The organism is Anaerobacillus sp. MEB173, from assembly GCF_052119505.1.
Lineage (GTDB): Bacteria > Bacillota > Bacilli > Bacillales > JBJMAU01 > JBJMAU01.
Window position 1 is genome coordinate 112546 of record NZ_JBJMAU010000003.1, and the last position, 14394, is coordinate 126939.

General features: G+C 36.7%; 15 protein-coding genes. All 15 read right to left on the bottom strand.

Annotated elements, in window-relative coordinates:
• Positions 1 to 242: 242 nt before the first annotated feature.
• The 15 genes from ACJ2A9_RS08225 to nusA all read right to left on the bottom strand — a co-directional run bounded on the left by ACJ2A9_RS08225 (position 243) and on the right by nusA (position 14377).
• A complete protein-coding gene (locus tag ACJ2A9_RS08225; RefSeq protein WP_441421155.1) occupies positions 243 to 836 on the bottom strand; it encodes a dipicolinate synthase subunit B in 594 nt (197 codons plus the stop codon).
• Positions 836 to 1735, bottom strand: coding sequence for a dipicolinic acid synthetase subunit A (gene dpaA, locus ACJ2A9_RS08230; RefSeq protein ID WP_441421156.1), 900 nt, complete (start codon positions 1733 to 1735; stop codon positions 836 to 838). Before dpaA ends, ACJ2A9_RS08225 begins: the two co-directional genes overlap by 1 nt.
• Positions 1736 to 1991: 256 nt before the next feature.
• Positions 1992 to 2234: a YlmC/YmxH family sporulation protein gene (locus ACJ2A9_RS08235; RefSeq protein ID WP_441421157.1), complete on the bottom strand. Its 243-nt coding sequence runs from the start codon at positions 2232 to 2234 to the stop codon at positions 1992 to 1994.
• Between the two features lie 148 nt (positions 2235 to 2382).
• Positions 2383 to 3621 (bottom strand): M16 family metallopeptidase, encoded by a 1239-nt coding sequence (locus tag ACJ2A9_RS08240; protein ID WP_441421158.1) that lies wholly within the window; start codon positions 3619 to 3621, stop codon positions 2383 to 2385.
• Positions 3622 to 3658: 37 nt separating this feature from the next.
• On the bottom strand, positions 3659 to 4666 hold the full coding sequence (locus tag ACJ2A9_RS08245; protein WP_441421159.1) for a polysaccharide deacetylase family protein: 1008 nt from the start codon (positions 4664 to 4666) through the stop codon (positions 3659 to 3661).
• A 231-nt stretch (positions 4667 to 4897) separates the two neighbouring features.
• Entirely contained in the window at positions 4898 to 7006 is a 2109-nt protein-coding gene (gene pnp, locus ACJ2A9_RS08250) for a polyribonucleotide nucleotidyltransferase (RefSeq protein WP_441421160.1), read from the bottom strand.
• Positions 7007 to 7216: 210 nt separating this feature from the next.
• Positions 7217 to 7486 carry a 30S ribosomal protein S15 gene (gene rpsO, locus ACJ2A9_RS08255; RefSeq protein ID WP_441421161.1) on the bottom strand — a complete coding sequence of 90 codons (270 nt, stop codon included), beginning with the start codon at positions 7484 to 7486 and terminating at the stop codon, positions 7217 to 7219.
• A 170-nt stretch (positions 7487 to 7656) separates the two neighbouring features.
• Positions 7657 to 8607 (bottom strand): bifunctional riboflavin kinase/FAD synthetase, encoded by a 951-nt coding sequence (gene ribF / locus ACJ2A9_RS08260; protein ID WP_441421162.1) that lies wholly within the window; start codon positions 8605 to 8607, stop codon positions 7657 to 7659.
• Between the two features lie 25 nt (positions 8608 to 8632).
• Positions 8633 to 9535, bottom strand: a complete 903-nt coding sequence (gene truB, locus ACJ2A9_RS08265; RefSeq protein ID WP_441421163.1) for a tRNA pseudouridine(55) synthase TruB — start codon at positions 9533 to 9535, stop codon at positions 8633 to 8635.
• A 223-nt stretch (positions 9536 to 9758) separates the two neighbouring features.
• Complete coding sequence (gene rbfA / locus ACJ2A9_RS08270; RefSeq protein ID WP_441421164.1) at positions 9759 to 10118, bottom strand: 30S ribosome-binding factor RbfA; 360 nt, start codon at positions 10116 to 10118, stop codon at positions 9759 to 9761.
• 33 nt (positions 10119 to 10151) lie between these two features.
• Entirely contained in the window at positions 10152 to 10430 is a 279-nt protein-coding gene (locus ACJ2A9_RS08275) for a DUF503 domain-containing protein (RefSeq protein ID WP_441421165.1), read from the bottom strand.
• Entirely contained in the window at positions 10427 to 12541 is a 2115-nt protein-coding gene (gene infB, locus ACJ2A9_RS08280) for a translation initiation factor IF-2 (protein ID WP_441421166.1), read from the bottom strand. The genes ACJ2A9_RS08275 and infB overlap by 4 nt, the downstream gene beginning before the upstream one ends.
• A gap of 95 nt (positions 12542 to 12636) precedes the next feature.
• Positions 12637 to 12948 (bottom strand): YlxQ family RNA-binding protein, encoded by a 312-nt coding sequence (locus ACJ2A9_RS08285; protein ID WP_441421167.1) that lies wholly within the window; start codon positions 12946 to 12948, stop codon positions 12637 to 12639.
• Positions 12949 to 12950: 2 nt separating this feature from the next.
• The gene (rnpM, locus tag ACJ2A9_RS08290) at positions 12951 to 13220 is read right to left on the bottom strand and encodes an RNase P modulator RnpM (RefSeq protein ID WP_441421455.1); all 270 of its coding nucleotides are present in this window, start codon (positions 13218 to 13220) and stop codon (positions 12951 to 12953) included.
• A 20-nt stretch (positions 13221 to 13240) separates the two neighbouring features.
• Positions 13241 to 14377 (bottom strand): transcription termination factor NusA, encoded by a 1137-nt coding sequence (nusA, locus tag ACJ2A9_RS08295; RefSeq protein ID WP_441421168.1) that lies wholly within the window; start codon positions 14375 to 14377, stop codon positions 13241 to 13243.
• Between the last annotated feature and the right edge of the window lie 17 nt (positions 14378 to 14394).

Genomic DNA, 14394 nt, shown 5'->3' on the forward strand with positions numbered 1-14394 from the left:
AGAATATAATTAATGTAAACTTGGCTTATTAAGCCATAAGAATACAATACCTAGTATAGACTTTGCTGCCAAACTAAACATTTAACTGTAGTTGAAGAAAGGAAAATTTCCTTTCTCAACTACATACAGATTATGAATTGACATCTATTTTAACATACTAGACTGCGAAATAAACCCTTTAACTTATTTCACACTATCAACTTTAAGCGATAATAGTTGATTTGGCAACTCTGATAAAGTAATTATCCTTTATACCTTTCAATTAAAACAGGTTGATATTGCTTTCCCTCAAGAGCTGCTTCAATTGTCTCAGGTAAGAGGTCCATTTTGGCTACGAGTGAATTGGGTTTTACATAAGGATTATCTTGCCCAAATGGGATAAAGTAGATATTTTTTGTTGCCATTAATTTCATAATGTTCATTCCATTTAAACCAAGAGCATCATTCGTAGAAATCCCCAATACAACCGGCTTTAAATTTCTTAAAGTAGCTTTAGCCCCCATAAGTACCGGTGAATCAGTTAATGCATTTGCAAACTTGCTCGTTGAACCACCTGTAAGAGGTGCAATCACCATACAATCTAAAGGAGTTTTTGGACCAAATGGCTCAGCCTTTACAATTGAATCAACAATTTCTTCTCCAGTGGTTTCTTTAATTCTCTGAATCCAATCGGCACTATCACCGAATTTCGTATCTGTATTAGCGACTGTGTGTGTAACAAATGGTGTTACTTTTGCACCTAAATCAACAAGTCTTTTCATTTGTGGAAGAACCTCGTCATAAGTGCAATGAGAGCCTGTTAAGCCAAAGCCTATATGCTTTCCTTTTAAAGTCATTAATGATCCTCCTCCCGGATGGAATGTTCTTCCATTAATAATTGTGAAAGAACATTTGCAATTATTTGACCTGCAGTTTTGGGCGCCACAATCCCTGGTAATCCAGGTGCCAGCAATGCCTTAATTCCTCGTTTTTCAGCATAACGGAAATCTGTACCTCCAGGTTTTGATGCCAAATCGACAATTAGTGTATTTGAAGGCATCCTTGAAATGACATTGGCTGTAATAATTGGAATTGGAATTGTATTGATGCAAACGTCAATATTATTTACTTCTTTCTCAAGGTCATTTAAATGAAACGGCTCTAGACCCATTTCCATTATTCGAGCTAAGTGTTCTGACTTTCTAGCCCCTACTTTTACATATGCGCCTAAGGCTGCAAACGTTCGAGCAACACTCATCCCGACTCTTCCTAATCCGAGAACAGCAACTTTAGACCGGTGAATGGTGATATCCGTATGTTGAATGACCATCATAATTGTTCCTTCTACAGTTGGGATTGAATTATAGATTGCTACATCATCACGATCTAATAATTGTACGAGTTTACGATTTGCTTTTTCGATGGTTTTTGATAGATAGGCATTGCTAATACCTGAATAAACAACACAGTTTGAATCGGTTGCTTTTAAATGTTGCTCTTTTAAAACAATTTTCTCATTAGAGAAAATTGTTTCAACTTCACCGTTTGAATTTGTTCCGCTAATTGGTAAAACAATAGCATTGACAGTTTTTAATTCGATCTCATCTAACTGATGCTTCGTTGCTCCGATAAAACCATCATCTAATTGATCAAAACCAATAAGTGAAACTTTAGCATCCAACTCAATTAATTTGCGAATCACCTCTAATTGGCGAGCGTCGCCACCAACAACAGCAACATGCATCCCTGTTAACATACTTTATCCCCTTTCTTTATGAATGTTTACCTTACTCACAGGGGAAGACCTTTTGCAATTTCAAAATCATAGTATGTGTCTACATCCAAATGGGTGAATATAATTAGTTTAGAATTTAGAGTTTAGAATTTAGAGTTATAAATAAAAAAACATGATTAGCAAAAAATAGCTAATCATGTTTTAGGTTCAATTTAAATAACTTCATTGAATAATCCCTAATCACTCTAAACTCTAAATTCTAAACTCTAAATTTGATTTACTTCTCCTCTTCCACATCAATAATAATCATATCTGCACCAATTTTTTTTATTTGCGACCAATATACTGTTACTTCCTTTTCTTTTTTCCCTAATCCAAACCATTTCATTGTAGGTATAATAAATGCCTCAATTTGTCCGGTATGTTCATCAATTACAAGATCGGTCTGTCCTAGAACGCCTAATCGTTCTCCCTTTTCATAATCAATAATTTCTTTTCCACTGATTTCACTTAATCTCAATTCTCCTCACCCCTCTGCTAGGATTACTTTTACAGTTTGCAAACTCTTTCCAAGAACTTACTTACTCAAAAAGGACACCCTACTACTATTTATGTGATACATAAAAAAAAATACCAACTAGTTCAAAGACTGTTGGTATCACTATTTTTTATTTTACCCCTTGTGGAAGGACTCCACTAGGACTTATTAATGAAATAGAATTCGCATCAGTAAAAATAGTTCCAGCTAATTGATTAATATTTTCAAATGTTACAGCATTTATCTCATTGATGATTTCATCTAAAGAACGATGTTTTCGTAGTAACAGTTCATTTTTTCCATTTCTACTCATACGACTATTTGTACTCTCCAGACTTAACATTAAATTCCCTTTAAGCTGTTCTTTACCGTTAGCCAGTTCTTTTTCAGTTACACCGTTTTTTCTAAGGTCATTGACTGTATCCATTACCGTTTCATACAGTTGATCTAATTGTTCAGGTGCAGTTCCTCCGTAGATTGTTAATAATCCGTTGTCATTATAGGAAGAATGATATGAGAAGACAGAATATGCGAGCCCTCTCTTTTCCCTTACCTCTTGAAACAACCGGCTGCTCATGCTCCCACCAAGAGCATTATTCAATAAAACAAGACTGTAAATTCCCTTTTGTCCAATAGGCAAACCTTTGTAGCCAATACATAGATGTGCTTGCTCTGTGTCTTTCTTTCTCGCTAATTTTTCACCAAGAAAAGAAGGCGTATCTAATGTTCTGTTTGCATCGCTGACCTTTAGCGTCTCAAATTTTTCTTTCACCTTTTCAATAAAGCTATCTTCAATGTTTCCAGCAATAGAAATGACAACATTCTCAGCTGTATAATGCTTTGCCATGTAGGCGCGTAAATCATCTCCAGTAAATGTTTGTAGTGTTTCCTTCGTCCCAAGTATTGGATACGCCAATGAATGACTGCCAAAGCTTGCTTGGCTCAGCATATCATGAACTATATCATCAGGAGTATCTTCATACATTTTTATTTCTTCATAGACAACATTCTTTTCTTTCTCTAATTCTTCTTTTTCAAAGCTTGAATGAAAGAACATATCAGCTAAAACATCTAAAGCGAGCTCAGCATGATCGTCTAATACTTTCGCATAATAACAAGTATACTCTTTTGACGTAAAGGCATTGACTTGACCACCTATACCATCAAATGTTTCCGCTATCTCTCTTGCCGTACGAGTCTCAGTCCCTTTAAAAAACATATGTTCTAAGAAATGAGAAATCCCATTTTCTTGTTTTGTTTCATATCTCGATCCCGTACCAATCCAAATCCCAAGTGAAACAGAACGAACTGTGGGAATTTGTTCTAAAATAATACGTACACCATTTGGCATTTCATATCTGTGTATCAAAAAAAATCCTCCTTAACATACTGCATTAAAAATAAACTCAGTTATTTGCAGATTCCTTTTCCTTCTCATCGCCAATGTTTACCCGAAAAGATAACCGTTCCTCACTAAGCAGCTGCGACACATTTCCAATTTGATATCCCTGAGATTTGATTCCAAGAATTAATTGTTCAAGTCCTGCTGCCGATGAGGATGTTGGGTGCATAAGGACCATAGCACCTGGATGAATTTTTTTGAGGACATTTTGAACCATTGTATGCGGTTCAGGCTTCCTCCAATCAACTGTATCTACCGTCCATAGAATTGTCCCCATATTCATTTGATTCGCAATCTCTACTACGTCTTGTCTAAAACTACCACTTGGAGGTGCAAACCATTTTGGCGTTACATCTAAGGTTGCTTTAATAACAGCATTTGTTTTTTGTAATTCCTCAGAAATTCGTGCATTCGAGAGTTTTTTTAAGTCAGGGTGAGAGTAGGCATGATTACCAATTTCATGACCCTCTTCAAGAATCATTTTTGCCAGCTTAGGGTTATTTTTAACCCATGAGCCATCAAGAAAAAATGTAGACTTCACATTATGCTCTTTCATAATTTTAAGCATTCCAGGTAAATATTCATTGCCCCAAGCTACGTTAACAAGCAATGTAACCATCGATTTCTCTGGATTTCCTTTGTAAATCGGAGCAGGTGGCAGATCATGTAAATGGACACTTGGTGAAGTCTCTTTGAACACTATTTTCTGTTCATCAAACTGTCCATGCTTTTTCATCTTTTCATAGGAAGCATCAATATCCACTTTTATCCCGTTATAACCAGGAATTGCTTTCCAAACCCGGTCAACGACAGCATCAATCGCAGGTTGCTCATATTTACTGGCTTTCTCTGAAATTTCATCATACAAAGGGTCTCCCATTTTCGTAACTGTTACTGCATCACCCTTTAATTGATCTATGTAAGTAGTTGTATATGGATTTTGGATAGATCCAAATGTAATAACAACTAAAATTAGAAAAACAGACATATGCAGAAGATAATTTTTTATCATTACCCATTCCCCCTTGTACTAAAAATTATGCACAATGTAGACAAGGTAGAATGCAAATTTAGAATTAATAATATAGAATTTAGAATTATTTCTCATTCTAAAATAATTAATTTTCCTATGATAAAAATGTATAAATGCGTCAAATTTTTGAATTAAGTGTTTTTAATTCTAAATTCTACATTTTACATTCTAAATTAAAAAGAGACTGGCTTATTTTCCAGCCTCGATATGCTATTCTTGTTTCTGCTCTTCTTGTTCTTGTTTAAGAGCTGCTTTTCTTGAGAGGTTGACGCGACCTTGAGCATCAATTTCAGTTACTTTCACTAAAATCTCATCCCCGATTTTAACAACATCTTCAACCTTATTCACGCGCTCTTCCGCCAATTGAGATATGTGAACTAACCCGTCTTTTCCTTTAAATATTTCTACAAAGGCACCAAATTTTTCAATACGCTTAACTTTACCTAAATATGTTTGTCCTACTTCAACTTCACGGACAATATCCTCGATAATTTGCTGTGCCTTTTGATTCATTAAAGGATCAACAGATGAAATAAAAATTGTACCATCTTGTTCAATATCAATTTTTACTCCAGTTTCTTCAATAATCTTATTAATCATTTTTCCGCTTGGTCCGATAACACCTCGGATTTTATCTGGATGGATTTTCATTGTTAAAATCTTTGGTGCATATTCAGACAGCTCACCACGAGGTTCAGCAATCGCACTTGTCATATTATCTAAAATATGCATACGGCCACGTTTGGCTTGATCTAATGCCTCAACCAAAATTTCTTTATTAATTCCTGAAATTTTAATGTCCATTTGTAATGCTGTAATTCCTTCTTTTGTTCCGGCAACTTTAAAGTCCATATCACCAAGGTGGTCTTCCATTCCTTGAATATCTGTTAAAACCGTAACATCTTCTCCTTCTTTAACTAGGCCCATTGCAATTCCGGCTACAGGTGCTTTGATTGGAACTCCTGCATCCATCATCGCTAACGTACTAGCACAAATACTTGCTTGAGATGTTGATCCATTCGATTCAAGTACCTCTGACACCAGACGAATTGTATATGGGAATTTATCTTCTGAAGGAATAACAGGTTCTAATGCTCTTTCTCCTAATGCCCCATGACCAATTTCACGTCTTCCCGGACCTCGAATAGGACCTGTTTCACCAACACTAAATTGCGGAAAATTATAATGATGCATAAATCGTTTAGACTCTTCAAGCCCTAAACCATCTAGAATTTGCACGTCACCCAATGCTCCTAATGTACAAACACTTAATGCTTGTGTTTGCCCACGAACGAAAAGTCCAGAACCGTGTGTACGCGGAAGTAAATCTACCTCAGATGTTAACTTACGGATTTCATCAATCGCTCGACCATCCGGACGAACTTTTTCTTTTGTAATTAAACGACGTACTTCTTCCTTAACAATCTTATGTAAAATTTCTTTTACATCTTTTACTTGATCTTCTTCTTTTTCTTCAAATTCAGCGACAACTTTTTCCATTACTTCATCAATAGCTGCCTGACGAGCATGTTTTTCGACAACTTGAACAGCCACCTTCAACTCTGTCTCAGCCATATTGCGTACTGTTTGTTCCAGGTCAGCATTGACTTCATATAATACTACTTCCATTTTCTCTTTGCCGACTTGCTTCACAATTTCTTCCTGGAATGCTATTAAACGCTTGATTTCTTCATGACCATACATAATTGCCTCAAGAACTATTTCTTCCGACACTTCATTTGCGCCTGCTTCAACCATGTTAATCGCATCTTTTGTTCCAGCGACTACGAGATTTAAATCACTTCGGTCAAGTTGATCTGTAGAAGGATTAATAATAAATTCTCCATCAATTCTGCCTACTGTGACACCCGCAATCGGACCTTCAAAAGGAATATCGGAAATACATAAAGCTAATGATGAACCAAACATTGCTGCCATTTCAGATGAGCAATTTTGATCAACACTCATTACAATGCTGATTACTTGTACTTCATTTCGAAAACCATCTGCAAACAAAGGACGAATTGGGCGGTCGATCAATCGACTAGCCAAAATCGCTTTTTCACTTGGGCGTCCTTCTCGTTTAATAAAGCCGCCAGGGATTTTTCCTACTGCATACAAACGCTCTTCATAGTTAACAGTAAGCGGAAAAAAAGGTAAGTCTTTTGGCGTCCTAGAAGCGGTTGCTGTAGATAAAACAGCTGTATCTCCGTAACGAACCATTACGGCACCATTGGCTTGCTTCGCTAAATTCCCAATCTCAAGTGTTAAAGGGCGGCCTGCCCAATCGATTGAGAATACTTGTTTTTCATTTTCCATGTTTACGAGTACTCCTCTCAGTACATTTAATTTCCTTCTATTATTGTTTCCTATTTCCGATAAAAATAAAAGTAAAAATAAAGTGAGCTGCTATCCTAAGCAAAGAAATTTCACACTTATTTATTCATTTTATAAAGTATTGAAGCAAAGTGAAAAAATTTCCAATATTTTTACGTAACAAAAAAGCGGGATATATCCCGCTTCATAGTCTTATCTACGTAATCCAAGTTTGTCAACAAGGTTACGGTAACGTGTAACATCTTTATTACGTAAGTACGTTAATAAGTTACGACGTTGTCCAACCATCTTTAAAAGTCCACGACGTGAATGATGATCTTTCTTGTGTGTACGTAAGTGGTCGTTTAACGTATTGATTTGTTCAGTTAGGATAGCGATCTGAACCTCTGGAGATCCAGTATCTGTATCATGAACCTTAAACGATTCAATAATCTCATTTTTACGCTCTTGTGATAATGCCATCCTATTCACCTCCTTAAGAATATCCCCAATTACCGAGCAGACGTTGGTGACTCGTCCTGCCAAGCAATGGTTTTTTTATTTGTACAATGTACATATAATAGAATACATCTTTTGATCGAAAAAATCAAGAAACGAAAAAAATAATTATAAATGTAGAATAATTCCATGCATCATTGTTGATTAAAGTAGGTTAGTGCTTTTTGTTTATCTTCATTAATTTGTTTTACTAATTCGTCAATGGAAGAAAATTTCTTTTCACTACGAAGATATGTTAACCATTGAACAGTAACTAATTCACCATAAATATCTTTGTTAAAGTTAAAGAGGTGTACTTCAATTGTTGGAGTCGCTAAACCATTATGAAAGGTGGGTTTAAACCCTAAATTACATACTCCTTCATACCAGTTTTGACCTAGTTTTAATCTAACTGCATATACCCCTGCAGCTGGAAGATAATATCGATCAACAGTCTGAATATTGGCGGTTGGAAAGCCAATTTTTCGCCCGCGTTTATCCCCATCAACAACTGTACCTTCAATCTCATACAGCCTGCCTAAATAATTCGGAAGCTGTTCAACCTGACCGTCATTTAACAGTTGTCGAATCAACGTCGAACTAATTTTCTGCCGTTTTGTTTCAACCTTTTCAATCGTCGTTTGTGTAAACTGATTACGTGAATGAAATGGCAATGTTTCCATTGTCCCTTTACCAAGTTTTCCATATGTATAATCGAAACCAGCAACAACGTGCTTTACATTTAGCTGAATTAAATAATCGTCAACAAATTGTTGAGGAGTTAAATCGGCAAATGACTGCTCAAATTGGACAACATACAATGTATCTACTCCAAGCTCAGCTATTCTCTTTTCCTTTTCCTTTAACGGACTTAAATAATTCATCGGCTTCTTAACAGTTTTCCCACTTTGCAAAACTTCTTTTGGATGAGGATTAAATGTCATCACTGAGCACATGATTCCAGCTTGATCTGCAATCTCTTTTGCTTTTCCAATCACTTTTTGATGCCCAAGGTGAACACCGTCAAAAAACCCCAGTGCCATTACAGTAGGTTGTAAGCTTTTTATATTTAATTGGTGAGGATGTGATAAATATACGGTATTCAATTTTGTTTCACCTACTCTACTTTGCTTAATTAATTTTTATTATTTTTTCAGGTTTTATTAACCCTGCTTTTGTAGGGTGGTTATGGTAAATCGCTAAACATTCCCCTTCTTCGTTAAAAATTGTAAATCGGTTAGCAACTACGTCATGAAACCGCGGGAGAACTGAACCGTTCAACACTTTTGGTTCAACCTGCTTATTCACAATAACTTTATGAAAATGTTTTAACGCTTCTTCTATTGGAAGAAGTTCCAATGTTCCAGCTTTTTTTTGTTCTTCAACTTCTGAAAATGTTACACACTGTTCCAATGTAAATGGACCAGATTGAACTCTCTGCAGCTTTGACATGTGAGAAGGAAATCCTAGCTTTTTACCAATATCTACCGCTAATGTCCTTACATACGTTCCTTTACTGCAATGAACTCGAAATGAGAAGGAGATCGTTTCACCTGTCCATTCGTGATCATTTTCCAATAAAGATAGTTCATAGATTGTTACGTTTCGAGTCGGACGTTCAACTGTTTTCCCTTCACGGGCATATTCATAAAGCCTTTTTCCTTGCACTTTAACTGCGGAGTACATCGGTGGTGTTTGTTCAATTTCACCTTGAAAAGAGGCCAACACTCGTAAAATTTCTTCCCTCATTATTGTACGGTCTACTCGCTTTTTTTCAACTATTTCACCTGAAAAGTCTTCTGTTGTAGTTGAGAATCCAAGCGTTACTTCACCAATATACGTTTTTGGATAATCAGACATATACTCCGCTATTTTTGTTGCCCTGCCAATACAAATTGGTAATACACCGGTTACATCAGGATCAAGTGTTCCTGTATGTCCAACCTTCTTCGTTTTCAAGATTCCTCTCAATTTGGCAACACAATCGTGAGAAGTCATTCCCTTTGGCTTATATAGAGGTAAAATCCCTTGCAAAACCTTCACCCCAATTTAATTTATAATTTAGAATTTAGAGTTAAGAATTTAGAATTTAGAGTTAAGAATTTAGAATTTAGAGTTTAGAGTTATTGTATGTATATCAAAGAAGGTAAAAACTTCCTCCAATTATCATAACACAACTTTCAACTCTAAACTCTACACTCTAAACTAACAAAAAGGATAGACAAGGTCTTTGCCTCACCTATCCCTTTAACCAATCTTAGTCAGATTGCTTTTGTTGTTCATTAAGATCTGCCAGTAATGTTTCAATACGGTTTCCGTATGCAATTGATTCATCAAATTCAAACGAAATTTCTGGTGTTTTTCGAAGGCGTATTCTCTTACCTATTTCAGATCGAATAAATCCAGTTGCTTTCGCTAAGCCTTTTAGCGTATTTTCCTTTTCATCATCATTACCTAGTACCGTAATGAATACTTTTGCTTGCTGTAGGTCCCCAGTCACTTCCACTCCAGTGACTGTTACAAAACCAATGCGGGGATCTTTTAGTTCTTGCTGAAGGATCTGACCAAGTTCCTTTTTCATTTGTTCACCAACACGACTTGCACGTACATTGCTCATCGTATCACCTCACTGTTTCTCTCTAAGTTAATTTCATAACCACTCAAACTGGGTGATCGTTCGTTCCATTTCGGTCACACTGTCTATCATCTGTAATGCCTTTTGTAATTCCTGCTCGACGATAACCTTATCATTTGCAATAGCGACAATACCTATTTCTGTCCGTTGCCAGACATTTTGATGATTAATTTCTGCCACAGAAACATTTAATCGTTGTTTTAGCCGAGTAATTACACTTTTTAAAACAGAGCGTTTTTCCTTAAGTGACCCTGCATCATAGATGATACATTCACAATAAACGGCTCCAATCATGCGCGTTTAATTTCCTCCATAATATACGCTTCAATGATATCGCCTTCTTTGATATCATTGAACTTTTCCAATGTAATTCCGCATTCATAACCTGCTGCCACTTCTTTTGCATCATCTTTAAATCGTTTTAAGGCATCAATTGCCCCTTCATAAATAACAACTCCATCTCGAATGAGACGAACTGTTGAGTCACGACTTACTTTTCCATCAGTGACATAACATCCAGCAATCGTACCAACCTTCGAAACCTTAAACGTTGTACGTACTTCAACTTGACCGATTACCTTCTCTTCAAATTCAGGGTCAAGCATCCCTTTCATTGCTGCTTCAATTTCGTCAATCGCGTTATAAATAACACGGTGAAGACGGATATCTACCTTCTCAGCTTCTGCTGTACGTTTTGCATTGACATCAGGACGAACGTTAAAACCAATAACAATTGCATTCGAAGCAGATGCTAAGATAATATCGGATTCTGCAATGGCACCAACACCAGTATGAATGATATTAACTTTTACTCCTTCAACATCAATTTTTTCTAATGAGCCTTTCATAGCTTCAACTGATCCTTGAACATCGGCTTTAATAATGACGTTGATCTTTTTAATATCCCCTTGCTGAATTTGATTAAACAAGTCATCAAGGCTCACTTTCGTATTTTCACTACGCTCGGCTTCACGTTGTTTTGATGCTCTAGCCTCACCTACTTGACGGGCAGTCTTTTCATCTTTAAATACAAGGAATCGATCTCCGGCTTGCGGTACATCGTTTAATCCAGTTACCTCAACAGGAGTAGACGGTGGAGCTACTTTTACACGTCTTCCCAAATCATTTACCATTGCCCGAACACGCCCAAATGTATTTCCAACAACAATCGGATCACCGACATGGAGCGTTCCTGATTGCACGAGAAGTGTTGCAACTGCTCCACGACCTTTATCCAGTTCTGCTTCTACGACAGTTCCTCTAGCAAGTTTATTTGGGTTTACCTTTAGCTCTTCAACTTCAGCAACAAGTAAAATCATTTCTAATAACTCGTCAATACCATCACCATTCAAAGCTGACACATTAACAAAGATTGTTTCTCCGCCCCATGCTTCAGGAACAAGTCCATGTTCAGTTAATTCTTGCATAACGCGATCAGGATTTGCTGCTGGTTTATCCATTTTATTCACAGCTACGATAATTGGTACTTCAGCAGCTTTTGCATGATTTATCGCCTCAACCGTTTGTGGCATAACGCCATCATCTGCGGCAACAACGAGGATTGTAATATCCGTTACTTGAGCTCCACGTGCACGCATTGTTGTAAATGCAGCGTGACCAGGTGTATCTAAAAACGTAATTTTCTTACCTTCTGTTTCAATCTGATACGCACCAATATGTTGCGTAATTCCACCAGCTTCTCCAGCTGTTACTTTCGTATGACGGATTGAATCTAGAAGCGTTGTTTTCCCATGGTCAACGTGACCCATGATTGTAACAACAGGAGAACGTTCTACTAAATCTTTTTCATCGTCATCTTCTGTATAGTTTTCAAAATCAGTGATTTCGAATACAATTTCTTCTTCCACTTCAACGCCATAATCGCCAGCAATCAGTTCAATTGTGTCCTTATCTAACTCTTGATTAATAGTAGCCATTACACCAAGGAACATTAATTTTTTAATTAATTCTGACGGCTCTTTTTTTAATTTTTTCGCTAAATCTCCTACAGTTAAAGAGCCAGTATACGTAATTTTGCTTGGTGTCTCCTCTTTAGGCTTCTCATTTTTATGTTGATGTGTTTGATTATTTGAGCGCTGATTCTTCTGATTACGATTCTGGTTTTGATTACGGTTTTGATTCTTCTTCTTATTATTATTCTGTTGTTTTCCTTGATCATTTGTTTTTTTCATCGGTTGATTCCCTTTTGATTCAACTTTTTCTTGAGTCGTTTGCTGTTGAGCTGTATTTGTATTCGTTTTACCTTCTAATTGTTTTATTGTGTCTTCTTCGATAACGGACATATGGTTCGATACTTTTACATCTAAAGTTTTCAATTGTTCGATAACTTCCTTACTCGTTAGATTTTGTTGTTTTGCATATTCATATACACGCATTTTCCTCATGTATTTGCCTCCCTTTTAAATCGTTTCACAACACCGTCACTTAGTTCTGTTACTCAGAGAATTTGTACATATCTTGAGTAAGATAGGGAAGTACTTCATACTTTTTGGTCTATAATGGTAATGAGTTTTTTTGAAAAACCTATATCAGTAACTCCAATAACTACTCGTTCTCCTTTACCAATCGCTTCGCCTAACGTAGCGCGATCAGATACAATCCGACATGGAACTGAATAGTAATTACATTTATCTGTAATTTTCTTTTTTGTAAGTTCTGACGCATCCGCTGAAAGTAGGACAAGGTTTAGATTGCCTTTTCTTATGTCCTTGACGACAAGCTCTTCCCCAGTAACAAGCTTTCTCGCTCTAGCCGCGAGTCCTAGCAATGATATCCATTGTGATTCTTGCATGATTAGCTACCTTTTTGCCTTTCTTTCTCAAGTGCATCATAGATTTCATCACTTACCTTCACATTTAAATGCCTTGAAAGAATATCCCTTTTCTTTGCAAGTTCGAAGCATTCCTTGCTATCGCTTATGTAAGCACCTCGTCCTGATTTCTTTCCGGTAGGATCAATACTTACTTCCCCTTCTGGTGAACGAACAATTCGAATCAGTTCATTTTTCGGTTTCATTTCATTCGTAACGACACATTTACGAAGTGGCGTTTTTCGTTTTTTCATCATTTATTCCATCTCCTTTTTTATTCAGAGACTTCTTCCGATGATAGATCCATTTGATCAGTGTTTTCTACGTCCTCAACATCCTCAACTTGGATATTTTCTTCTGATGGATATATACCAAGCTCTTCGGCCTCAGATTGACTTTTAATGTCTATTTTCCACCCTGTAAGCTTAGCAGCAAGTCTAGCATTTTGTCCACGTTTTCCAATTGCTAATGAAAGCTGATAGTCTGGGACGATGACTTGGGTCATTTTTTGTTCTTCATCAACTCTTACTTCAAGAACCTTTGATGGACTCAATGCATTTGCTACATATTCAACAGGGTCCTCTGACCATCGAACGATGTCGATCTTTTCTCCCTTTAACTCATTAACAATCGTTTGCACACGTTGGCCCTTTGGACCTACACATGAGCCTACCGGATCAACATCTGGATCTGTTGCATGCACCGCTATTTTAGAACGGTCACCAGCTTCTCTGGACACAGACTTAATTTCGACTGTTCCATCATAAATTTCCGGCACTTCTAATTCAAAAAGACGTTTCAAAAGTCCTGGGTGGGTACGAGATATTAATATTTGTGGGCCTTTTGTTGTCTTTTCAACCTTCGTTATAAAGGCTTTAATTCGATCGTTATGTCTGTATTGCTCATTTGGCATTTGCTCACTCAATGGTAAAAGAGCTTCCACTTTACCGAGATCTACATAGATAAACCGGTTATCTTGACGTTGGACAATACCAGTCATAATATCCTCTTCACGGTCGATGAAATCAGAATAGATAATTCCGCGTTCTGCTTCACGAACTCGCTGAGTAACAACTTGTTTTGCTGTTTGGGCAGCAATTCTTCCAAAATCCTTTGGCGTTACTTCAATCTCAACAATATCATCAACTTGAAAACGCGGATTAATTCCCTTCGCTGCATCTTCAGAAATTTCAAGTCGAGAGTCAAATACTTCTTCTACAACCTGTTTTCTCGCAAATACACGCATACTGCCATTTTCCCGATTTATATCGACACGAACATTTTGTGCTTGATTAAAATTTCTTTTATAAGCAGATATTAAAGCAGCTTCAATCGCTTCGATAATTACTTCTTTGTCAATCCCTTTTTCTTTTTCTAATGCATTTAAGGCATCCATAAAATCACTATTCATGGAGTTTTCTCCCCCTT

What these genes read in the sequence shown, in the direction of transcription:
- nusA (WP_441421168.1), bottom strand. Translation starts at nt 14,377, where the DNA reads ATGAATAGTGATTTTATGGATGCCTTAAATGCATTAGAAAAAGAAAAA.
- ACJ2A9_RS08285 (WP_441421167.1), bottom strand. Translation starts at nt 12,948, where the DNA reads ATGCAAGAATCACAATGGATATCATTGCTAGGACTCGCGGCTAGAGCG.
- ACJ2A9_RS08275 (WP_441421165.1), bottom strand. Translation starts at nt 10,430, where the DNA reads ATGATTGGAGCCGTTTATTGTGAATGTATCATCTATGATGCAGGGTCA.
- ACJ2A9_RS08225 (WP_441421155.1), bottom strand. Translation starts at nt 836, where the DNA reads ATGACTTTAAAAGGAAAGCATATAGGCTTTGGCTTAACAGGCTCTCAT.
- infB (WP_441421166.1), bottom strand. Translation starts at nt 12,541, where the DNA reads ATGAGGAAAATGCGTGTATATGAATATGCAAAACAACAAAATCTAACG.
- ACJ2A9_RS08245 (WP_441421159.1), bottom strand. Translation starts at nt 4,666, where the DNA reads ATGATAAAAAATTATCTTCTGCATATGTCTGTTTTTCTAATTTTAGTT.
- rnpM (WP_441421455.1), bottom strand. Translation starts at nt 13,220, where the DNA reads ATGAAAAAACGAAAAACGCCACTTCGTAAATGTGTCGTTACGAATGAA.
- dpaA (WP_441421156.1), bottom strand. Translation starts at nt 1,735, where the DNA reads ATGTTAACAGGGATGCATGTTGCTGTTGTTGGTGGCGACGCTCGCCAA.
- pnp (WP_441421160.1), bottom strand. Translation starts at nt 7,006, where the DNA reads ATGGAAAATGAAAAACAAGTATTCTCAATCGATTGGGCAGGCCGCCCT.
- rbfA (WP_441421164.1), bottom strand. Translation starts at nt 10,118, where the DNA reads ATGAGCAATGTACGTGCAAGTCGTGTTGGTGAACAAATGAAAAAGGAA.
- rpsO (WP_441421161.1), bottom strand. Translation starts at nt 7,486, where the DNA reads ATGGCATTATCACAAGAGCGTAAAAATGAGATTATTGAATCGTTTAAG.